The sequence below is a fragment of the Niveispirillum sp. BGYR6 genome, assembly GCF_027568365.1.
Lineage (GTDB): Bacteria > Pseudomonadota > Alphaproteobacteria > Azospirillales > Azospirillaceae > Niveispirillum.
On sequence record NZ_JANLNL010000012.1, the window covers coordinates 184,375 to 207,389 of the forward strand.

Here is a 23,015-nt window from a genome sequence, read left to right on the forward strand (position 1 = left end):
TCTCCCCCCGTCATTCCCGCGCAGGCGGGAATGACGGTTTAAGGCGCTGGAAAACATCAGGAAATCTCGCTCGGCGACTGCCGTTTCCGGGAACATTTAACAAGGACACCCTGCCATGGCCCTGCGTGTGGAAGCCGAACTGACCCTGAATGATGCCGGTTTCACGGCCGCCATGAAAGAGGCCGCCCGCCAGATGCAGGGCCTGCGCGATGTCGCCATCGAGGCGGGCGCAACCATGAGCAGGATGGCGTCGGCACAGCAGGAAGCCACGCAGGCCATGGCGGACAGCAACCGCCAGACCCAGGAAATGGCCCGCAGCATGACCGATGCGGTCAACGCCCTGGCCACCGCCAGCGCGGCCATCGCCAAACTGGGCGCCGACAGCCAGAGCGGCATCGGCGACAGCATTGGCATGTTGGCCCAATGGACCCAGATCGGCGTGGATGTGGCGGGCCAGACAGGCGGCCTCACGAGACACATGAACGCTCTGTCGGGTGCCCTCGGCAGGATTGGCCCTGTCGCGGGCGTTGCTGCCGGTGCGGTGGCCGCCATCGCAGCGGCGGTGATCATCGGCTACAAGGCCTTTTCCGATTACCATGATTCCGTGCAGGCGGTGGAACGTGCCAACAAGATGGCAGCGGTTTCCATCGGCATGACGCGTTCCCAGCTGGAACAGCAGGCATCCACCGCCGCCAATCAGGCCGGCATCAGCATCAAGGCGGCCCGCGAACAGCAGGCCGCCTATATTGCCACCGGCAAGATCGGCGGCAGCGTCATGAGCGGGCTGATCGGTGTCAGCCGTAATTATGCCCTGGCGACCGGGCAGGATGCCTCGGCCGCCACCGCCAGCCTGGCCCGCCTGTTCAGCGATCCGGCCAAAGGCGCGCAGGAACTGAGCAATTCCATGGGGCTGCTGAGCGATGCCAGCCTGGTCACGGTGCAGAACCTGGTCGCCATGGGCAATGAAACCGCCGCCCAGAACATCATTCTGGATGCCTTGGGCCAAAAGGTGCAGGGCGCCACGACGAACCTGACGGCGCTGGGACGCGCCGGTGCTGCGGCCGCCAAAATGGCGGGCGGGATGTGGGACTGGCTTGGTGAGAAAGTTTCCAGCCTGGTCTTCAACAATGCCACGCCCGATGAAAAAGCCACCGAGGACATGAAGGACGCGGCGGCCAGAATGGCCAGCGCCAAGGCTGAACTGACCCGGTTGCAGCAGCAAGGCCTGACACCCACCAACAGCCGGCTCGCCTCTGCGATAAACCAGGAATATGCCCAGGCCCAGCAGGATTTTCAAAAACATCAGGCAACGCTGACCCAGATCCAGCAGCAGGCCCAGGCACAGCGGAACCAGCAGGAGGCAGAAGATAAGGGGCGCGTCGCTGGCGCGCTGGCCCGCGAACTGGATACCTACGCTGCCCAGCAGAAAAAGCTGCTGGAGCAGAAGCAAAAGCTTGAAGACGGGTTGAATAACGGCAGCGGCCTGGCAGATCGGGGGCAGGTGAGTGCCCAGCTGGCCCGGGTGAATGGTGCCCTGGGCACCATGATGACGGAACAGCAGAAGGCCACCAAGCTGCAGAACGCCGAGGCCGCCGCCGTCAACATGACCGGGCTGGCGCGCGACCAGTATCTGGCCCGCATCCGGGCGGAGGTGGAGACCTCAGGCCAATTGATCTCCACCCAGGACAAGCAGGTGAAAATCCAGCAGGCCGTCACCGCCGTTACCATCCAGCACGCCACCGCCATGGCGAACCTGAAACGCGAACAGGATTTGTCGGTGGATGCGGCCATCCGCATGGCCGATGCCGCCGGCAAGGGCGAAGCCGCCCAGCGGGCCGCCACCTATGCCAACGAGGAAGCCGCCGCCAGCGCCCGCAGCGCCCAGGAGGCCAGCATCATCGCCGCCGCCAACAAGCGGAAGGAGATTGAGACGGCGCGCGGCATCGCCAATGAAGAAATCGCCAGCCTGGAACAGCAGACCGCGGCCAACAACGCCCTGGCCGCGGCCCTGGAACAGGGTATCGACATCACCAAGGAACTGGCGCGGGAAGAATATCAGCGCGTCATGATCTCCAAGCTGGGCAAGGACGCCACCGAAGACCTGGCGCGGGCGATGAAGGCCTATGACGATAAAATCGCCAGCGAGGACCGGCTGGAGGGCCTGCGCAAACAGAAGGCCGAGGCCGATAAGCTGAAGGAAGAGGCCGCCCAGGCCGCCCAAGAGGCCGAAAGGGCCGCGAAGGAGGCCATCGACAAGACCGCCAGCGGTCTGACGGATGCCATCTATGACCAGCTGACCGGGAAGGACGACAGCATTGTCGGCTGGTTCAAGAACCTGTTCAAGAAGATCAGCGCCGAGGCGATCAAGACCCGCATCATCCTGCCGATTGTCACCAGCATCGTGGGCTCCATGCCCAGCCTGTTCGGTATCGCGCAACCCGATGCCCCGGCCGCCGCCACACCCAATGCCGGGGCCGGTTCGTCAACGGCCAACCCGTCCGACCTGCTGAAGCAGAGCCTGAATGCCGGTGCCTTTGCACAGGGCAATCCCTTTGCCGGCGGCGCGCAGATGTCTGTGTCCAGCATGTTGGGTTTGGGCCTGGGCAGCACGGCCAGCGCGGCCGGCGCGGCCGGCACGCAATCCCCCCTGTCCGGCCTGCTGGAAATGGCCAATGGCGGCGGTCTGGCCAAGCTGGTCGAGGGCATGGACAAGATGACTGCCAAGCTGGGCGACCTGTTCTCCGGCGGGCTGGACGGGCTGTTCGGCAAGGGCGGGCTGTCCGGTGGCGTGGTGAAATTGCAGGAATCCCTGTTCGGCAAGGAAGGGGTCAGTGGCCTGCTGGGATCGGGCGGTACCTTGTTTGGCTCCGCATCGGCGGCGGCTGGGGTTGCCGGCGCGCTGGGGGGTATCGGTTCCGGCATGATGGCCGGGCAGGTGCTGGGCATGTTGGGCATCGGCAAGGGCAACAGCAAGGGTGCTGCCATCGGCGGCGCCCTGGGCGGCTTTGCCGGCTCCTTCGCCGGCCCCATGGGCAGCCTGCTCGGCTCCATCGCCGGCGGCGCCATTGGCAGCCTGTTCGGCTCCAAGCCTTCCAACAAGGAAGGCAGCGCCGTCATCGATCTCAACAGCGGCAACTATCAGATCGGCGGTTTCACCGGCAAGAAATACAGCCAGGAAAACCGCGATACGGCCGGTTCCATCGCCGACAAGGTGCTGTCCATCAAGGATGCGCTGGAAAAGCAGCTGGGCGCGCAGATCAAGGGTTCCATCGCCGTGGGTGCCGGCAGCCGCGACGGGCTGTTCGCCACGGCGCTGAACAGCTCCACCCGCACCAGCTTTGATTCCTCCGAAGCGGGGATGAAGCAGCTGATCAGCTATGTGACGCAGCAATTCGTCACCGGCATCCAGGATCAGCTGGCACCGGAAATCTCCGCCGCCTTGGGTCGGGTTGATTTTTCCAACATGGAAAAGGCCGGGGGCGATATCGACTTCATCACCGGTTTCCGCGACAGCCTGAAATCGCTGAAGGGCGATATGGGGCTGGCCGATCAGGCCACCGCCCAGGCCAGCGCCCAGGTGAAGGAACAGGTCAACGCCATCCGCAGCTTCCACGACACGGCCGCCCGCCTGTTCCCCGATGCCATGGGCGAGGTGGACAGCACCCTGCGTTCCTATGTCGACGGTCTGATCGGCGTGCGCGATGCCGCCCCCGCCATGACGGAGGTGGAAAGCGCCATGGCGGTGCTGGAGGCGAAGTGGAAAGCCTATATCCCGCTGATGACCGAGGTGGGCTACAGCACCGCCCAGGCGCAGCAGCTGATGGCCGACGGGCTGGCCAAGGCCAAGGAGGGGGCCAAGGGCGACTGGATGGGCGGTATGGACCGCGAATTCAACTCGCTGATCGGCAATGATTACATCAACAAGGTCCGCGACCTGAAGACCAACCGCGACACCCAGTATCGCAATGCCGATGCGCTGGGGGCCGACCGGGCCATCGTGGATCGCAACACCAATGCCGCCCTGAAGGGCGTGCTGGAAAACGCCAACCTGCGCCCTGACCAGTTGCAGGAAGCCATCCGCCTGTTCGGCACCGATTTCCCCGAAGCCGCCAGCATCGCCCAGGGTGCGCTGGACAAGCTGACCGGCAGCGTGACCGACACCGGCAAGGCCGCCGCCAACGCCGCCGCCACGAAAGAGGCGCTGGAAGGCCTGAAAGACCGCACGGCCAAGGCCGATGGCAGCGCCGACACCCAGGCCGGCGCGCTGGCTATATTCGACCGCGCCCGCGACCGGGAGCTGGAAAGCGTGCGCAAACGCGTGGAGGCGGGCGAGCTGGGGGCCGAAGTGCTGACGGAGACGGAAAAGGTGCTGGGCGCCGAACGCGTCGCCCTGGCCAAATCCTATGCCGACAAGGCCAAGGCCATCGACACCGGCCTGGCCGACCGTCAGCTCGCCGTGGATGTGGCTGGCAAGCCCGACGCCGAAATCCAGATCCTGGCCAACAAGCAGAAAGCCGAACTGAACGCCGCCAGGGCCGCCGGCTACACCGAAGAACAGATGACCAAGCTGGCCAAGGTGCTGGATGGCGAGATGAAGCTGGCCGTGGACAAGCTGGCCGAGGCCACCAAGGCCGTCAATGATGGCATTGAAGACCGGCTGTTCAACGCCACGAACGATACCAACACGAAAGAGGGCGCCCTGGCCGCCTTCGACCGGCAGGCCACGAAGGATGTGGAAACCGCCCGCCGCACGCCGGGCGCCGATATTGACAAGCTGAACACCGCCATCGGCCTGGACCGGCAGAAGATCGTCGATCAGTTCAAGAAGAAGTCGGACGATATCTATGCCGGTCTGGCTGACCGTCAGCTCGCCGTGGATGTGGCTGACAAGCCCGACGCCGAAATCCAGATCCTGGCCCGCAAGCAGGAGGCTGAGAGGGCTGCCGCCCAGGCCGCCGGCTACACCATCGACCAGATGGACAAGCTGGCCGCCGTGCTGGGTGGCGAGATGAAGCTGGCAGTGGACAAGCTGGCCAAGGCCACCAAGGCCGTCAATGATGGCATTGAAGACCGGCTGTTCAACGCCACGAACGATACCAACACGAAAGAGGGGGCGCTGGCCGCCTTCGACCGGCAGGCCAAGAAGGATGTGGAAACCGCCAGCCAGACGCCGGGCGCCGACATCAACAAGCTGAACACCGCCATCGGCCTGGACCGGCAGAAGATCGTCGATCAGTTCAAAAAGAAGTCGGACGATATCTATGCCGGTCTGGCTGACCGTCAGCTCGCCGTGGATGTGGCCGGCAAGCCCGACGCCGAAATCCAGATCCTGGCCCGCAAGCAGGAGGCCGAGAAGGCCGCCGCCAGGGCCGCCGGCTACACCATCGACCAGATGGACAAGCTGGCCGCCGTGCTGGGTGGCGAGATGAAGCTGGCGGTGGACAAGCTGGCCGAGGCCACCAAGGCCGTCAATGACAGCATCGCCGACCGTCTGTTCAACGCACAAACCGACACCAGCACCGAAGCGGGCGCCATTGCCGCCTTCAACCGGCAGGCAGACAAGCAGCGCGAGGAATATATCAAGACCCCCGGCGCCAATATCACCGACTACAACACCGCCATTGATCTGGAACGCGAGAAGATCAAGCAGCAGTTCGCCGAGAAGAACAAGGCCATCGCCGATGGCTTTGCCGACCGCAGATTCGCGGTGGCCAATGACGGCGCGCCGGATGAACAGATCAACGCCCTGGTACGCAAGCAGAAGGCGGAGATTGCTGCCGCCGAGGCGGCCAAATACACCGTCGAGCAGATGACGGAACTGAAAGATGTGCTGGGCATTGAACTGGCCCACGCCATCGATCAGGCCAAGAAGGCTGCCAACCAGCGCATCGATGACCGTCTGTTCAACGCGCAAACCGACACCAACACGCTGGACGGTGCCCTGGCCGCGTTCAACCGGCAGGCCAAGAAGGAACGCGACGAGCTGGAAAAGATCGGCGGCGCCAATCTGGTTGATTTCGACACGGGCAGCGAGCTGGAACGCAAGAAGATCGCTGATCAGTTCAAGAAGAAGTCGGACGATATCTATGCTGGCTTTGCCGACCGTAATTTTGCCGTCGATGTCTCGGGCCAGAAGGACGAACAGCTTAAGCTGCTGAAGCGCAAGCAGGAGGCGGAATATGAGGCGGCCAAGGCCGCCGGTTATTCCACCGATCAGCTGCTGAAACTGTCTGGCGTGCTGGCCAAGGAATTCAGCCACGCCGCCAAGCAGGCAGCCGACGCCGCCAACCTGCGCATCGATGACCGTCTGTTCAGTGCCCAGACCGACACCAACACGCTGGACGGTGCCCTGGCCGCGTTCAACCGGCAGGCCAAGAAGGAACGCGACGAGCTGGAAAAGATCGGCGGCGCCAATCTGGTTGATTTCGACACGGGTACTGATCTGGAACGCAAGAAGATCGCTGATCAGTTCAAGAAGAAGTCGGACGATATCTATGCTGGCTTTGCCGACCGTAATTTTGCCGTCGATGTCTCGGGCCAGAAGGACGAACAGCTTAAGCTGCTGAAGCGCAAGCAGGATGCGGAATATGAGGCGGCCAAGGCCGCCGGTTATTCCACCGATCAGCTGCTGAAACTGTCTGGCGTGCTGGCCAAGGAATTCAGCCACGCCGCCAAGCAGGCGGCCGACGCCGCCAACCTGCGCATCGACGACCGGCTGTTCAATGCTGAAACCGACACCAACACGCTGGACGGTGCCCTGGCCGCGTTCAACCGGCAGGCAGCCAAGGAACGCGAGGAACTGGAAAAGATCAGCGGCGCCAATCTGGTTGATTTCGACAAGGGCAGCGATCTGGAACGCAAGAAGATCGCTGATCAGTTCAAGAAGAAGTCGGACGATATCTATGCCGGCTTCGCCGACCGCGATTTTGCCCTGTCCGTCTCCGGCAAGCCCGACGAACAGATTCAGCTGCTGGACCGCAAGCAGAAGGCGGAATATGCGGCAGCAGAGGCGGCCGGTTATACCACCGATCAGCTGGCAAAGCTGTCTGCCGTGCTGAAGGGGGAAATGTCCCAGGCGATGGACCAGATGGCCGAGGCGGCCCGCCAGGTCAATCAGAACATCGACGACCGCATCTTCAACGCCACCAACGATACCAGCACCCGCGAAGGGGCGCTGGCGGCCTTTGACCGCCAGGCCGCCCGCGAGCGGGTGGAAGTCGCCAAAACGCTGGGCGCTGATCTGGTGAAACTGGAAGAGGCGCTTGGGCTGGAACGCGCCGCCATCAACAAGCGGTTCAATGATGAACAGATCAAGGCGCTGAACCAGGTCGGCGGGGCGCTGCGGCAATGGGTCAATAATGTCCGGGCCACCAATGCCACGCCGGCCGTCAACCGCGACCTGGCCCGCAGTCAGTTCGAAAAGCAGATGACCCTGGCCAAGGGCGGCAATCTGGATGCCTTGCAGGGCCTGACCGATTATGCCCAGCGGCTGATCGATGCCGAAACCCCCTATACCGCCTCTGGTGCCGACCGCCGCGCCATGGTGGAAGCCATCCTGTCACAGATCGAGGCGCTGCCCGCCGTCCAGGGCTATGACAAGCAGATCCTGGAGCAGATCAAGGATCTGAATAACAACCTCGATATCGGCGACAAGGTTGAAGGTGTCGGCACCGAGGTGAAGGACGCTGCCACCGGCGAGAAGACCAATACCGACCGGGTGATCCAGACCATCATCGGCTTCCAGCGCTGGCAGGATCAGGTCTGGTGGCAGCAATATCAGTTCCTGGCCAGCTTCAATGGCCATCTGGCGGCGATCCACCAGAACACCGCCGATGCCGCCATCAACCTTCATGTGGTGCAGACCATCATCGGCCTGCAACATTGGCAGGATCAGGTCTGGTGGCAGCAATATCAGTTCCTGGCGGGTTTTGCCGGCCATCTGGAGGTGATCCGCCAGAACACGACCGATATGGCCGTACGTCTGGCAACCCCGCCGGCCGGTAATGACAATGCCGTGGTGCAGACCATCATCGGTTTGCAGCAATGGCAGGATCAGGTCTGGTGGCAGCAATACCAGTTCCTGGCAGGCTTTGCCGGGCAGCTGGAGGCGATCCGCCAGAACACGACCGATATGGCCATGCGTCTGGCAGCCCCGCCGGCCAGCAATGATAATGCGGTGGTCCAGGCTATCATCGGCTTGCAGCAATGGCAGGATCAGGTCTGGGGCGCGCAGCAGCAGTTCCAGGCGGGTTTTGCCGGCCAGCTGGACGCGATCCGTCAGAATACGCTTGATACGGCCGTGCGTCTGGCAGCCCCACCGGTCACCCCGCCGGCCAGCAATGATAATGCCGTGGTGCAGGCCATCATCAACCTGCAGCGCTGGCAGGATCAGGTCTGGGGCGTGCAGCAGCAGTTCCATGCCGACGATCAGGCGGTCTTCAGCAAAATCCGCCACAATGTGGCGGCCACGGCCGAACGGCTGGGCGGCAACTTCTCGTACGCCAGGGGCACCGATTTCCACCCCGGCGGCATGGCCATGGTGGGCGAGGAAGGGCCGGAGCTGGTGCAACTGCCGCGCGGATCGCAGGTCTTCACCAAGGCGGAAACGCTGGAACTGGCGCGGCTCAGCGCCAAGCGGCCGCGCCTGGCCGAGGGCAAGGCCGGCGGCGGGGTGGATCATGACCGGCTGGCCGCTTCCATCGACCGGCAGGCCCAGGCGGTGGAACGCCAGAATGCCCTGCTGGAGAAAATCGCCGCCAACACGGCCGATGGGGCCGATGCCGCCGCCCAGACGGCCGCCATCGTCACCAAACCGGCCCGCGTCAAGGTCGGCACCATTGCCAAGCTGCGGAGGGCTGGTTGATGACCCATTGGCTGATGCGCGCCTATCCCTTTGATCCGGCGCTGGGAACCACCCGTACCGTCTATGCCTCGCTGCGCGGCTGGGTCAGCGAGCCGGACGAACAGGATGCCGCCCCCAACACCTATTGGGACCGGCGCATCGATGTGCCCATGACCACCCATGCCAGCCTGTGGAGCGGCGATGCCATCGGCGGCCGCTCCAGCGCCAGCTATGGCGCGGTGCAGGTGGCCAACCAGGATGGCGGGCTGGATCACTGGCTGGACTGGGCCTGGGACGGGCGCAGCATCGAACTGTGGCGCAGCGAAGCCGCCCGCCCCCGCCGCCTGTCCGATTTCACCCTGATGACCCGGCGCACGGTGGAGGAAATCGTGCCCGGCGACATGATCGAACTGGTGCTGACCGACCTGCAGGCCCGTTTCACCGCCCCGGCCCGGCGCGGCATCTTTGCCGGCACCGGCGGGGCAGAGGGCGGCGACAGCCTGAAGGGCCGCGCCAAGCCCTTTCTGCTGGGCCGGGCCCGGCGCTTTGAACCGCTGCTGATCGATGCCGATTTCAATATCTATATGATCGATCCGGCCGGGTTCCGTGCCCTGCTGGCGGCCGATGATGGCGGGGCACCCTTTACCATCGGCCCCGATGTCGCCGATTATGCGGCGCTGAAGGCGCTCAGCATGGCCAGCCTGGATCTGGCCACCGCCAAGGGGGCCGGCCTGCTGCGCCTGTCGGAAAAGCCGCGTTTCCGCCTGCGGGTGGATGCCGAAGGCGTGGCGCCCGATGGCAGCTGGATTTACAGCGCCGCCCAGCTGGCCCGCCATGCCGCCATGGCCTTTGCCGGGCTGGGGGCCGGCGATATCGACCATACCAGCGTCAACGCCCTGCACGCCTTGCAGCCGGCGGTGCTGGGCCATTGGTCCGATGGCGGGGGGGAACTGGGCACCGATGCCCTGATCGACCGCATCATGGAAAGCATCGGCGGCCATTGGGGCATTTCCGCCGAAGGGCTGTTCCAGGTCGGGCGCTATGATCTGCCGGCCGCCACACCGGTGGCCCGCTTCACCCGGCGCGACATGCTGAATATCGTGCCGCAGCAGGCGGCCCGCCGCATCAAAAGCGTGCGGCTGTCCTATCGCCCCGGTCTGGCGCTGTCTGAACAGGAAATCGCCCAGGGCATTCCCGCCGCCGTGCGCGAACTGGCCACCCAGGACCGCGAATGGACCGATACGGCCACCAGCCCGGCCGTGGCGGCCGAAAGCCTGCTGGCCGAAGCGCTGGAAAAGGAAACCGGCTTTGATGCCCGTGCCGATGCGCTGGCCGAGCGTGACCGGCTGCTGGCCCTGCTGGGGGCGCGGCGCCAGCCCTTTGACATCACCCTGCCGCTGAACCCGGCGACCGAGCCGGTGCGCATTGGCGACACGATTGACATTCAGCACCCGCGCTATGGGCTGGCCAATGGCCGCCGCGTGGTGGTGCTGCGGCGGGATGCGGATACCGCCCCCGCCATCCCGACCCTGACCCTGACGGTGCTGTGACATGGCGAACCTGACCATCCTTTACGATCTGGCCAGCGACAAGGGCAGCCTTTCCGGCAGCGGCAATGGCTGGGCCGGCGCCCTGCCGCCGGCCAATCTGCGCAATGACGATCTGGCCGCCGTGGCGCGCTATCTGGATATCCGCAACAGCCCGGCCCGGCTGGTGGCTGGTTTTGACCGGGTGCGCCCGGTCAATGCCTGGGCGCTGATCGGCCATAATGCGTCCAGCCTGGCCACGATGCGGGTGGGGCTGGCCGATGCGCCGTCGCTGTCGCCCGTGATCTATCAATCGCCCACGGCCCCGGTCTGGGAACCCACCATCGTCTGGGGCAGCCTGCCCTGGGGTGTCTGGCCCTTTGACGGGGTGGATAAGGAAACCTTCCCCGGCGCGCCCATCGCCTTTCACCTGTCGCCGGAAACCCATTATGCCCAATATGCCTTTCTGGAAGTTGCCGATCCCGGCAATCCCGACGGCTATTTCCAGGCCGGGCGGCTGATGATCGGCCAGGGCTGGGTGGCCCCGGATGTGGAGAACCATGATTATGGCTCCTCCGTCCAGATCATCGACATGGCGGAGAAAACCCGCACCAAGGGCGGCCGCCGGCTGGTGGGCGAGGCCCCGAAATACCGCCAATGGGAAATCAAGCTGTCCTATCAGAGCGAGGCAACGGCGCTGGGCGTCTATCACGATCTGATGTGGCGGGGGATCAAGGGTGACCTGCTGGTCATCTGGGACAGCGACAAGGAACCCGCCATCCGCAACCGGCTGACCCTTTATGGCGCGCTCGCCGGCACGTCACCCATCACCATTGTGGAGCATGACGGCTGGGACGTCGTGCTGCAGATCGAGGAGCTGATCTGATGCCCGTTACCTTGAATGGCCGCACCTGGGCCTTGAGCGATTTCGCCCCCTGGGGCTTCCGGCAGAACTGGATGCCGTTCTTTGAGGATCTGGTGGCAGAGCTGTCCGGGTTCCAGGGCGGCACCCTGCGCGACCAGGCCGCCGCCAGTGCTGCCAGCGCCGCCAGCAGTGCGGCGCAGGCGCAGACCCTGGTGGGGCAGGCCGGCACCGGCACAGCCACCGGGCTGGTTTACGGGTCCGCACTGAAATCGCTGGTGACGGCCGGCGATGTGGTGTCGGTGTTCGTCTACGACACCCGCCGCGACAGCGATGGCGGCGCCTGGGTGGAGAAATGCCGGGGCACCAGCTGGTATAATGAGCCGCTGAACACCGCCACGCGCGGGGCGACAAGGCGCTTTCCCACCGTGGCGCTGATTGTGACGCGAGCGGCCAGCCTGACCATCTATGATGCGCATGATCTGGGGCCGGATGGCGCGCCACGGATGTGGATGCTGTTCAACGGCAGCCCCAACGGCGTGCCGGTGGCGGTCAGCAACGACCCGAAGATCACCGCTGTCACCGCTGCCCAGGGCCGACTTTATATCGGCACCAGCGGCGGCCCCTATGCCTCGCTGCATGTGGTGGATTTTCCGGCGGATCTGGCGGAACGCCACGCGCCGTCCGGTACATATCGCTTTGCCGGCACCATCGGCGGGCGCCATCAGCAGAGCGGATGGCCACAGCGGCCCGTGGGCTCGGTGCTGGGAGGGGCCAATATCGCCAGTATCAGCGCCGCCGTGCTGCCAAGCGCGCCGCTGGATCGCGCCGGCCTGCCCATCCCCACCGTCGCCGTGGCGACGGCGGGCGGGGTGAGCGTCATCCATCCCTGGGGGGCGATGGTCTCTCTGACCGATGCAAATGGCTACGCGCGCGTTTATCTCACCAGCACCGGGCGGCTGTTCGCCGCGCGGGTGGCTGACCCCTCACTGGTGGATGTGGGCACAGTGCCCTATCGCGATGCGGTCGCCACCCAGTGGCGCAGCGGCTTCTACAGCGGTCCCGGTTATGCCGGGCTGCTGCGCGCAGCATCGGGTGGCAGCGTGACCGCCCTCACAGAAAACGCCCAGGGCAGCACGGCCGGCCTGCGGCTGGTGCAGGAAGATGTCGCCAACCCGGCCAATGGCCTGATCGCCCATGTCACCAACAGCTACGCCACCGGTTGGCAGCCGGGTGACATTCGCGGCACCTGGCTGGGGGACAGCGCCACCGGCAGCATCAGTGCCTCGGGCGAGCTGGTGACCAATGGCGATTTTGCCAGCGGCACCACGGGGTGGAGCGGCGTCAACAGCACGCTCAGCGTCAATAATGGCCAACTGGTGGTGACCCGCGTGGCCAGCGGCAATGCCATCGCCGATTTCACCCTGTCCGTCGTGCCGGGGCAGGCCTGCATGATCCGCGTGGACGCCAGCAAGGGCACAACGATCGGCAGCCTCAACCTGAATGTGAGCGACGGGGGCAGTGGTGCCGCCGTGCTGCTGGCGGATACCGCTTCCAGCAGTTCGGCGACCCTGGGGGGCCAGTTCATTCCCACCGGCAATCTGGTCACCATTCGCCTGTTCCATAACGGGACCGCGGCGGGTGACACCGCGATGTTCGACAATGTCTCCGTCCGCGCCGTGCTGCCCGACCGCAGCTATAAGGGCAAGGGCCTGCGGGTCAACGGCAGCCTGCAACGCACGGGCCTGCCCTGTGGCCTTTCGGCGATCACTGGTTTCAGTGCCGCCAATTATCTGGAACAGGCTTACAATCCCGATCTGGATTTCGGCAGCGGGGATTTCAACGTCACGTTCTGGGTCAATCCTGGCGGCGGGAACGCGGCATATGTGACGCGCTCTGGGGCGGGCTTTGATAGCGGATCCTGGTCGATCGACAAGATCAGTGGCGCGCTGACAGCCTCCCTGTCCGGGCAGTTCACGCTGCAGATGCCCGCTATACCCACGGGTGTCTGGGGGCAGGTCAGTTTCGGCCGGGCGGCGGGACGCTGGTACCTGTATTACAATGGCGCTGAGGTGGCCTTCACCACGGCCGCCGCCACGGCCTCTTTAACCGGGGCCGGAAAGCTGCTGCGCGTCGGCCTCAGCAGCGCCGGTGACTCGCCAGCCCAGGATGCCAGCATTGCCCTGCTGCGTATCAGCGCGACAGCCCCCAGCCCGGCGCAAATCCGCAAAATCTACGATGATGAACGCGCCCTGTTCCAGGCTGGCCAGCCGGCCCTGCTGGGCGGCACCAGCAATAATGTGACCGCGCTTTCCGCCAACCCGGATACCGGCACCCTGGCCGTGGGCACCGGCGATGGCGTCTCCGTCTTCGCCGGCCTTTCCCGCATCGCCTATCATGACGGGGCCAATACGGCCGGTGCCGTCGGTTCCGACAATGTCACCAGCGTCTCTGCCGTCGGGCCGCATCTGCTGGTGGGCACGGCCGCCAATGCCGGGCTGATGACGGAGGCCCGCATTGCCCGCGACCTGATGCGCCCCGGCACGCCCGCCCTGCCGCCGCCGGCCCCGCAGGCGGTCACCGTGGATGCCACGCCGACCGATCTCAGCCCCCGGCTCTATGTTGGGGAAGGGGAGGTGCGCACGGTGCGCAGCCTGCTCACCGCCCGCCAATATGGCGGCACGGCCCCCCAGGTGGCGGCGTTTGAGCTGCGCTATCAGGTGCGGCGCGATGTTGGCGGGGCGCTGGCCCTGGTGGGTGCTGCCGCTGTGACGGTGATCAACCGCACCAGCAGCAGCCTGGATGCCACGGTCTCGGTCGATACAAGCGCGCAGACCGTCACCGAGCGGGTGACGGGTCTGGCCGGCACGCGGCTGGTCTGGACGGTGGCCCGGCAGGTTCAGGCCCTGACGATGGGGGATGATTATGCTGCGCAGTAATGATGTGGGGTGCGGCGCCTATGGCGCCGCCGGCCCCGGCTGGATCGCCCGCTGGACGCTGGTGGATGGCTGGCCGCGCTGTCTGGACGCACCGCTTGCCATCGCCGATACCGACCCGGCCACCCTGGCGGCCCAGGTCGCGCGCAACCGCGCCCTGACCGCCCTTCTGGAACAGGTGGAACGGTACGAGGCGGCACAGCAGCTGCTGAACAGCACGGGCGACCAGCCGCCACCCGCCTGGATCGCCAGCGGCCCTGATGGTGCGTTGGTCCCGTCACCCGCCTGGGCGGCCTGGCAGGCAGCGCAGTCTTTGGTGGCGACGGCCACCCCCGCCCTGCTGCAGCTGGCCCGCACGCGGGCGGGAATCTTGGGTGATGATGAACCGGCCTTCACCCTGGCCCTGCCGCCGCCGCCGGTGCTGGATGACCCGTGCGAGATGGCGACGGATTTCGTTGCCGGTGCCTGGACCGTACGCCCCCTGACCCCGGCCGAGGCGACAAGCTGGCCCCTGCGGCGCCGCCCGGCCCTGGGCAAGCTGGCCTTTGCGCAGTTATTGGCGACGGTTGTGGGGGAAATCCAAGCCCCCTTGCTGCTGGCCCCTTTCAGCAGCATGTTGAGTCTGGCGGCAGAAATCAGCTTCACCGACATTTTCCAGACCACCCCATCCGCCCCGGGTTACGCACACCAGCTTGTATCGTCTGGCACAGTAACCCCGGCCGCCGCCGAAGCCCTGAAACGCTCCTGGCCCCTGGCCCCCCCTTAACCCTCCCCACTCCAACACCAACCGCCCCGTCTCCAGAACCAAATGGGGCGGTTCATCGGTGTCGATATCCGCCCCCGGTGCGCGCCCCGCGCCTACCCCGCCGGCGATTGAAATGTGTCCCTAAAACCTAAGGTCATAGTGAAAGTTTATACGCACAAGTATTGCCTGCACCTCTCACATATGTTAGAATTTAGCCTACGGCCTATCGGCTGATAAATCAACAGCCGGAGCGGTGGGCGTGGACCAGATTGGTTGTGTGGTGATCGGGGGCGGGGTCGTCGGGCTCGCGGTTGCCCGGGCGCTGGCCATGGCCGGTCGGGAGGTTCTGATTCTGGAGGCGGAAAAACATTTCGGCCAGGGAATCAGTTCACGAAACTCTGAAGTGATCCATGCTGGGCTTTATTATCCCAGCGGATCGGTGCGCGCCGAACTCTGTGTCGACGGTCGGGATCGGCTTTACCGATATTGTCTGGAACGGGGCATCGGGCATCGCCGTCTGGGCAAGCTTGTGGTGGCCACCGATGCCGCTCAGGAATCCAAGCTGCGCGATCTGCTGGCCCAGGGGAAGGCCAATGGTGTCGATGACCTTTGCCTGCTGGATGATGCCGACGTCCGGGAACTGGAACCGGCGTTGCGCTGCGTGGCGGGGCTGCTGTCGCCCAGTACGGGGATCGTTGATAGTCACGCCCTGATGGTTTCTCTTCTGGGTGATGCGGAGGATCATGGCGCCATCCTGGTGCGTGAAACACCGGTCTTGGCCGTGGACTGGACCGGTGGTGGTTTCACCGTGCGCACCGGCGGTCGGGAGCCGACGACTATTCGCTGCCGGGAGCTGATCAACGCTGCAGGGCTGGATGCGTGGAGCGTCGCCCAAAGCCTGTCAGGATACGATCCGGCCGATATTCCGCCGCGCCATTATGCCAAGGGCAATTATTACGCGCTGCAAGGCGTGTCGCCTCCCTTCAATCGCCTGATCTATCCGATCCCGGAGGATGGCGGACTGGGTGTCCATCTGACTCTGGACCTGGCGGGGCAGGGGCGGTTCGGCCCGGATGTGGAATGGCTGGCGCCTGGACCACTGGACTATCAGGTCGATCCACGCCGGGCCGACGCCTTCTATCAGCGCATTCGCCTCTATTGGCCCGGGCTGCCGGACGGTGTGCTGGTCCCGGCCTATTGCGGGATCCGCCCCAAATTATCGGGGCCGGGCGAAAAGCAGGCCGATTTTCTGATTCAGACAGAAGCTGAACATAGGCTGCCGGGTCTGGTTCACCTGTTTGGCATTGAGTCACCGGGACTGACGTCCTCTCTTGCTATCGCGCAACGGGTGGTCGATATTCTGCGACCTTAAGGATGAGTAATAGAAGCGCTCACCTGTCGGGGGCGCGAATTTGAAGGGATACCATGTCAAACAATCTGAATCTCGTTATCGAAACCTTCGCCGGGATTTCTGATAACTTCACGAAACTTCAGGAACTGTCAGGCAAGGTTGTGGAGGCGGCGGATCTGATGATCGCGTCGTTGCGCGCCGGCGGCAAGGTCATGTTCTGCGGCAATGGCGGGTCGGCCGCAGACAGCCAGCATCTGGCGGCGGAGCTGATGGGCCGGTTCATGCGCGACCGTGCCCCGCTGGCCGCCTTGGCCCTGACGGTCGATACCTCCGCCCTGACGGCCATCGGCAATGATTACGGCTACCGTGACGTGTTCTCGCGGCAGCTGCGGGGTGTCGGCCGGGCCGGTGACGTGCTGGTGGGCTTGTCCACCAGCGGCAACAGCACCAATGTCGTCGATGCCATGAATGTGGCCCGGCAGATGGGCATTCATACCATCGCTCTGACGGGCGCGAAAGAAGGGGCCATGGTGCCGCTGTCCGATCTTTGGCTGCCGGTTCCGTCCACGATGACGGCCCGCATTCAGGAGATGCATATCGCTGTCGGGCACACCATCTGCGAATTGGTGGAAAACGCCATGGCGCCGGTGGGATGAGTTTAGTGACAACAGTGCCGGATGCCGTGCGCCAACTGTTCATCGTCGATCATTCACTGTCGTCGAAGAGCGGGCATTATTTCGAATATTCCCGTTCTGTCGCCCAAGGAGCGGCGCAGTGTGGATGGGAGGTCAGAATTCTGGCCAACCGCCAATTGCGCCTGGACGATGGTGAGTCCTTGGCAGAGGCGTTGGGCGTAAAGGAAGTCCGGCCTGTCTTCGATTATGGCTGGAGCCGTTGGTCCGACATCCCGCCCCATCAACCAATCCAGGGACATTTCGGTCACGATGTGTTGCTGGAACTGGCGGCGGCGGGGGTTGGCCCGGCGGATCTGGTGCTGATTCATACGCTGGGCTGGTCGCAGCTGTCCCAATTGCTCTGGTCCCTGGCGGCGATACCGCCTTGGCGTGCAGCAAAGCTGCCCCGATTCAGCATTGTCCTGCGTTATGATCCACGCGACCTGGATACCGGTTATAGCCGCAAGGTCGTTGCGCTGTGCAATCGGTTGGCAGCGAACAAGCGAATGGCGGCCCGTGTCCGGTTCCATACTGACACGGACCGCCTGACCGCACTTTGTGGCCGGCTGCTGAAGGTGCAGGCCTCCACACTTCCTATTCCCTTCGATCAGGCGGCCATGTTGCGCGCGCTTGAGAAGGCCGAGGACGGGCGAGGAAGCGGGAAAGGGGTGCCCGGCCCCTTGACCCTGGTCTATATCGGCGACGCAAGGGAGGAGAAGGGTTATCCCCTGCTGCCGGAGATGGTCCGGCAATTGTGGGAGAGCTATTTCCGGACGGGCCGTCTTCGACTTCTGGCCCAGTCGAACTTCAACATCGCCGGGGGCGAGGCAACCGTGCCGGAGGCCCGACAGCGCCTGCGGCAGTTCCCATCACCGGAGGTCCACCTGCTGACCTCCGCATTGGACACGGATGCCTATTACGGGTTGCTGGCGGCGGCTGACATCGTTCTTATCCCCTATAACCCGGAACGTTACCAGGCCCGTAGTTCCGGCATTATGGTCCAGGCGCAATGTGCCGGCAAGGTGGTGGTGACCAGCAGCGGATCGTGGATGGAAACCCGCGCTGCCGACGGAACAGTCACCTTCGATGGTCCGGCAACCTTTGTCGATGCTGTGCGTCGTGCTGTCGATGGCTATGAGGTTCTGCACCGGCAAGCGGTGGCGCGGACGGAATATTGGCGCTCTGAAGCGTCGGCCGACCACTTCGTAAAGGTGCTGGAACAGGCTCACGACTGGACCGAGGTCACCACCCCCGTTATTGCGGGGCCGACGGTTCTGTTTGTGATGGATGCCGATGCGATGGTCCTGCGCAATGGGGCCAGCAGTGTGGCCCGGTCGCAGTTGGAAGGCCTGTTCGACCTGGGATGTCGGGTTACTGGCTTGTTCGTCCATATGACCAGCCCCGCCACCCCGGAAGCGCTGTTCGCCTTTGCCCGTACACTGGACGAGACGTTGGCGGAATTCCCTTTTGTCGATGTGCATCTCTGTTCCTACGCGCCGGATGCCACATCCCAGGCGTCGCATGATCTGTTCCGGGCAGCGGAACAGAAGGGGGATTATTCGATCGAAAGGGACATCCGCTTTCGGGATTGTCTGCAGCTGCCGGCTGCGTTGTGGCGTTCCATCACGCGGGAACGGCCCGGACTGATTGTGTTGAATTACATCACCAATCTTCCTTTGCTGGACAAGCTGGGATTGCTGGAAGGGCCACAGCCGGTACCCGTCCTCTGTGAGATTCATGATATCCAGAGTTTCCAGAAGGCCATTTACGGTCAGCGCGACCTGTTGAACCAGGATCTGGAACAGGAACTGGCCATGCTGGCCCGGTCGGCGATGGCCGTGTCACTTTCAACGCTTGAGGCGGATCTGCTGCGTCGGTACCTGCCGTCACTGCCAGTGCGGCATTTGCCGGCCCCGATACCCGCGAACCCCATCGGTCATGCCGATCTGGCAGCCATTCCCGGATTGGGCGCCTTGCCGCGGCTGGCTGGAAGCCGTGTGGAAGATCGACAACGCTTCGATGCGCTAACCCGCCAGCTGGCCGGGTGGCGAAAGGTTGATCTGCTGTTCGTCAGCTCCGCGCATAAGCCGAACATCGATGCGCTTCGCTGGTTCCTGGAAAAGGTTTTCCTGCCGCTGCTGGCTCCGATGGACATGACCCTGGCTATTGTGGGCGATGTCGCGGATCAGCAGGACTGGCCGATCCATCCCAGCATCGCCCTTGTCGGGCGCGTGTCCAACCTCCGCCCCTTCTATGCGGCGGCGCACATCGTCATTCTGCCGATTTTCAGTGGAGCGGGCAGCCCCATCAAGGTGCAGGAGGCCCTGTCGCTGGGGCGGGCCGTGGTCGGGACATCCTATGCCTTGCAGCAACTGGTGGAAGGGGCGGGTATCCCGCTGCCCATTGCAGATACGCCGGAGCGCTTTGGCCAGGAGATTTGCCGGCTGTCGGCCAGCCGTGCCGCACGCGCGGAGGTCGCCCTGGCCGGTTTGGCCATTGCTCGGATGCAGCAGACCGGCGGGGGCCGGGCTGGCCGGTTCGCGCAGGTCGCGGCGCAGCTGTTAGGTATGCGCGATATTGACAGCTCGGCTTTGTCGCAACCCGCGCCGGCCTTTGATTATCAGGAATGGAACGAGGATTGGCACGCCATCAATGGCTGCATTTCCCTGCTGACATCCGGGGAACCGGCGCCCCTGTCCATATTGCGCCGGGGGGCGGCGTTGCTGGAAGGCATGGATGCCGAACGCCGGATTTCCCTGCTGGCTTCCCATGACAACGCTTCCCATCTGGCGCAGCTTCTGCCGGAGATGCTGAAAGTGCTCTCCGGGCAGACCGTCTGGGCCGGCCCTGATGGGCGCCCGGTGCCTGTGGTGGGTGGACGGATGCTACTGTTCCCCGGCAGTGCTGTGCGCAATTGGGTTGTACTGCCGGCGGATACGCCCTTCCATCTGGTCTTGTGGTGCAGCAATGGGCAGGCGGGTGGTGCGTCGCCGCAGGTGCCGGGGCTGCATTTGTCCGGTGTCCAATCTGCACACCAGATCGGGACTGAGTCGGGCCGCACGACTTTTCAATGCCGAACCCAGGCCGCTTCCATGACCTGGGTAATGGTTGGGATCGAGCTGCGGGCCCACGATCAGCCCGTCGTCATTGAGGACTGTCAGCTCTCGATCCGTCATGTCCCGTGGCTCCAGCCGGGGGAAGAGGCCGTGACGACGACGTTCGACCCGCGCGAGGGGTGGCAAGGCATCGCCAAGGGGGCCAACGGCATCCCCTTTGTCAGGGGGCCTTTGGCAGGGCCGGCCAACATGGCCGTTACCCAACTGTGCGGCTGGCGGCCGACCCTGGATCTCACATTGCTTGATCTTGGAGCGCGCGACTGGCGCTCGCTGCAGATGACTTTAGGGCACTCGGTGGATTTGCCGGTTTGCCATGCCGAGCCGGTGGTCGGTGGCATCCGTGTCTTGTTTCACGATTCGACGGAAACCCGCCTGGTTGAAACAGGAACGGTCCGCCTTCTGTCGGTGGAGGCGGAGCGGGGGCTGGCTCTTGCATCCATGACGCAGACCGTGTCGCTTCTGCCGCCATCGCCAGCGGAGCAACCATCGGTCGTTGCGGGCCATGTTGATAGCGTCTCAGACGATGGCCGGATCACCGGCTGGGCCTGTGATCCGGCTGCGCCCCGCCATCGTCTGGTTGTGGAAGCCATTGTTGATGGGGAGCCATTAGTTTCCGTTACGGCATGTGATCCGCGACCGGACGTCCGCATGGCCGGGTTCGGGGACGGCCATTGCGGCTTTTCCCTGGCGCTGCCTGTGTCAGCCCGTGGCAAGCCATTCCGGGTGCAGATCGCCAATACCTCCTCCATCATTGCCGATAATCTCATCTGGCCATGAAGCAAAGGGAAGGGGTGAACAAATTTATTGGTAAATTTGTCTTGAATGCGCTATATGCAACCAGCTGACTGTTAGCATAGCCGCTGGTTGCCTATTGAAGAAATAGGGCGGCCGTTCACATGTCAGGCTTGGTTGGTTCATTGGATCCTGTATTTTTGATGGGAGATTCATTATGATGATAATGTCAAGAACTCCATTGCGAGTCAGTTTTTTCGGCGGCGGTACGGATTATCCTGAATATTTCCGACAGACAGGGCGGCGTGGCGCCGTCCTTGGTATGGCTATCGATAAATATATCTATATATCTGCACTTCGGCTGAGCGGTATTCAGCCTTATCGATATCGGCTGAGCTATTCTCGTTTGGAAACGGTTGTTCAGGCGTCGGACATTCAGCACAACGTTGTCCGGGTTGGATTGTCCGCTTATGATGTCAAGGACGATCTTGATATCTCAATCATGTCGGACATGCCGGCCTCTACGGGGTTGGGCTCCTCCTCCTCTTTCACGGTCGGTTTCGTCAATCTGTTGAGTGCGTTGCAGGGGCGGGCTCGGACCAAGCTGGACTTGGCGACAGAAGCGATACGCATCGAGCGTGACCTGCTGCAGGAGCGGGTGGGCGTTCAAGATCAGTTGCATGCGGCTTTTGGCGGCATCAATCGTTTCGACTTCGATGCTAATGGGTTCAGCATCCGGCCCGTGGCCATGGGAGGTGAGTGTCTTCAGGCTCTCTGCTCTTCCTTGCTGCTGATCTATACGGGGCAGACGCGACATGCGTCTGCTACGCTGGATGAACAGATTCAAAAAACAACGGAAAACAAGGTTGATCGGGAATTGTCCGATCTTTTGGCCCTGGTTGATCAAGGCATGGATCTTCTGCAGGGGCACGATCCTGATCAAGTTGTGCGAGATTTCGGCGCCATGATGCATGAGGGCTGGAAAATCAAGCGATCCTTGTCCAGCAAGATTAGTTCCGGAGACATCGACACGCTCTACGAAGTTGCTCTGCGTCACGGTGCGCTTGGTGGTAAGCTGTGCGGTGCCGGTGGTGGTGGGTTCCTGCTGATGGTGGTTCCGCCAGCCCGGCAGCAGGCGGTTATCGAGGCCGTGGCGCCGGCCCGTGTGGTGCCGGCGGGTCTGGATACCTTGGGGTCCTGCATCGTTATGAAATAACCGCCACCGCGCCCCGGGCGACTGGCGAAATGTGAGGGTAAAATGAAGGGTAAGGTTCTGATCACCGGTGGCGGTGGCTATATCGGCAGCATTCTGGTTCCGCTGTTGCTGGATGATGGCTATGCCGTGACGGTTATCGATAATTTCCAGCATGGCTTCAATTCCTTGGCGCTGCACGCGGCGCATCCAGCCTTTGACGCTGTTCGGGGTGATTGCCGTGACCAGGCGCTGGTGGCGCGTTATGTCAAGGATGCCGATTGGGTTATCCCGCTGGCGGCCGTGGTCGGTGCCCCGGCCTGTGCGCAGGATCCGCTGGCGGCAACTTCGATCAACCTGGATGCGGTGCGCATGGTGCTCGGCCTGCTGTCATCCGATCAGCGCGTCATCTTCCCCGTCACCAACAGCGGATATGGCGTTGGCGAGGCTGGGGTTTTCTGTGATGAGAACTCCCCCCTGCGCCCCATCAGCATCTATGGTCGCACGAAGGTTGATGCAGAGAAGGCGGTAATGGACCGCGGCAACGCGATCTCGTTCCGTCTGGCCACCGTTTTCGGCTTTGCGCCACGCATGCGCATCGATCTGCTGGTCAATGATTTTACCTATCGTGCCGTCCGCGACCGCGCCGTGGTGATCTTCGAAGGCCACTTCAAGCGCAACTACATCCATATCCGCGATGTGGCGAAGGGCTTTATGCACGGCATGAGCCATTTTGAGACGATGAACGGCGAAGTCTACAATATGGGCTTGTCGGAGGCGAACCTCTCCAAGCTGGAATTGTGCGCCAAGATCAAGGGCCATGTACCGGCCTTCGCGTATCTGGAGGCCCCGGTGGGCGAGGATCCGGATAAGCGCGATTATATCGTCTCCAACGCCAAGCTGGAGGCAACCGGCTGGCGACCCGCTCATTCCCTGGATATGGGCATCCAGGAGCTGATTAAGGGCTATCGAATGATCCGAAACGAGGTTTATTCGAACGTCTAAGTGTGCGTACTGGGTGGCACTGATGTATATGTGC

The 23,015-nt window shown here is 63.5% G+C and carries 10 protein-coding genes; all 10 read left to right on the forward strand.

The genetic code is table 11. The annotated features are described in order from the left end of the window. Nucleotides 1-115 precede the first annotated feature (115 nt). The 10 genes from PCJ49_RS21160 (at nucleotide 116) to PCJ49_RS21205 (ending at nucleotide 22,981) form a co-directional block, all read left to right on the forward strand. A complete protein-coding gene (locus PCJ49_RS21160; RefSeq protein WP_269912698.1) occupies nucleotides 116-8,863 on the forward strand; it encodes a phage tail length tape measure family protein in 8,748 nt (2,915 codons plus the stop codon). Next, complete coding sequence (locus PCJ49_RS21165; RefSeq protein ID WP_269912699.1) at nucleotides 8,863-10,392, forward strand: hypothetical protein; 1,530 nt, start codon at nucleotides 8,863-8,865, stop codon at nucleotides 10,390-10,392. The genes PCJ49_RS21160 and PCJ49_RS21165 overlap by 1 nt, the downstream gene beginning before the upstream one ends. Nucleotide 10,393: 1 nt before the next feature. Further along, nucleotides 10,394-11,254: a hypothetical protein gene (locus PCJ49_RS21170; protein ID WP_269912700.1), complete on the forward strand. Its 861-nt coding sequence runs from the start codon at nucleotides 10,394-10,396 to the stop codon at nucleotides 11,252-11,254. Continuing rightward, nucleotides 11,254-14,169 carry a LamG-like jellyroll fold domain-containing protein gene (locus tag PCJ49_RS21175; RefSeq protein ID WP_269912701.1) on the forward strand — a complete coding sequence of 972 codons (2,916 nt, stop codon included), beginning with the start codon at nucleotides 11,254-11,256 and terminating at the stop codon, nucleotides 14,167-14,169. The genes PCJ49_RS21170 and PCJ49_RS21175 overlap by 1 nt, the downstream gene beginning before the upstream one ends. Continuing rightward, nucleotides 14,156-14,932, forward strand: a complete 777-nt coding sequence (locus PCJ49_RS21180) for a hypothetical protein (protein ID WP_269912702.1) — start codon at nucleotides 14,156-14,158, stop codon at nucleotides 14,930-14,932. Before PCJ49_RS21175 ends, PCJ49_RS21180 begins: the two co-directional genes overlap by 14 nt. A gap of 238 nt (nucleotides 14,933-15,170) precedes the next feature. After that, nucleotides 15,171-16,283: an NAD(P)/FAD-dependent oxidoreductase gene (locus tag PCJ49_RS21185; RefSeq protein WP_269912703.1), complete on the forward strand. Its 1,113-nt coding sequence runs from the start codon at nucleotides 15,171-15,173 to the stop codon at nucleotides 16,281-16,283. Between the two features lie 53 nt (nucleotides 16,284-16,336). Further along, a complete protein-coding gene (locus tag PCJ49_RS21190; protein ID WP_269912704.1) occupies nucleotides 16,337-16,918 on the forward strand; it encodes a D-sedoheptulose 7-phosphate isomerase in 582 nt (193 codons plus the stop codon). Then, on the forward strand, nucleotides 16,915-20,829 hold the full coding sequence (locus PCJ49_RS21195; RefSeq protein ID WP_269912705.1) for a glycosyltransferase: 3,915 nt from the start codon (nucleotides 16,915-16,917) through the stop codon (nucleotides 20,827-20,829). Before PCJ49_RS21190 ends, PCJ49_RS21195 begins: the two co-directional genes overlap by 4 nt. Before the next feature lie 172 nt (nucleotides 20,830-21,001). Then, nucleotides 21,002-22,000, forward strand: coding sequence for a kinase (locus PCJ49_RS21200; RefSeq protein ID WP_269912706.1), 999 nt, complete (start codon nucleotides 21,002-21,004; stop codon nucleotides 21,998-22,000). A gap of 42 nt (nucleotides 22,001-22,042) precedes the next feature. Beyond that, nucleotides 22,043-22,981 carry an NAD-dependent epimerase/dehydratase gene (locus tag PCJ49_RS21205; RefSeq protein ID WP_269912707.1) on the forward strand — a complete coding sequence of 313 codons (939 nt, stop codon included), beginning with the start codon at nucleotides 22,043-22,045 and terminating at the stop codon, nucleotides 22,979-22,981. Nucleotides 22,982-23,015 lie beyond the last annotated feature (34 nt).

Bases quoted from the DNA above. Each gene is read 5' to 3' on its own strand.
- PCJ49_RS21180 (WP_269912702.1), top strand. From the start codon at position 14,156: ATGCTGCGCAGTAATGATGTGGGGTGCGGCGCCTATGGCGCCGCCGGC.
- PCJ49_RS21170 (WP_269912700.1), top strand. From the start codon at position 10,394: ATGGCGAACCTGACCATCCTTTACGATCTGGCCAGCGACAAGGGCAGC.
- PCJ49_RS21195 (WP_269912705.1), top strand. From the start codon at position 16,915: ATGAGTTTAGTGACAACAGTGCCGGATGCCGTGCGCCAACTGTTCATC.
- PCJ49_RS21205 (WP_269912707.1), top strand. From the start codon at position 22,043: ATGAAGGGTAAGGTTCTGATCACCGGTGGCGGTGGCTATATCGGCAGC.
- PCJ49_RS21175 (WP_269912701.1), top strand. From the start codon at position 11,254: ATGCCCGTTACCTTGAATGGCCGCACCTGGGCCTTGAGCGATTTCGCC.
- PCJ49_RS21200 (WP_269912706.1), top strand. From the start codon at position 21,002: ATGATGATAATGTCAAGAACTCCATTGCGAGTCAGTTTTTTCGGCGGC.
- PCJ49_RS21165 (WP_269912699.1), top strand. From the start codon at position 8,863: ATGACCCATTGGCTGATGCGCGCCTATCCCTTTGATCCGGCGCTGGGA.
- PCJ49_RS21160 (WP_269912698.1), top strand. From the start codon at position 116: ATGGCCCTGCGTGTGGAAGCCGAACTGACCCTGAATGATGCCGGTTTC.
- PCJ49_RS21190 (WP_269912704.1), top strand. From the start codon at position 16,337: ATGTCAAACAATCTGAATCTCGTTATCGAAACCTTCGCCGGGATTTCT.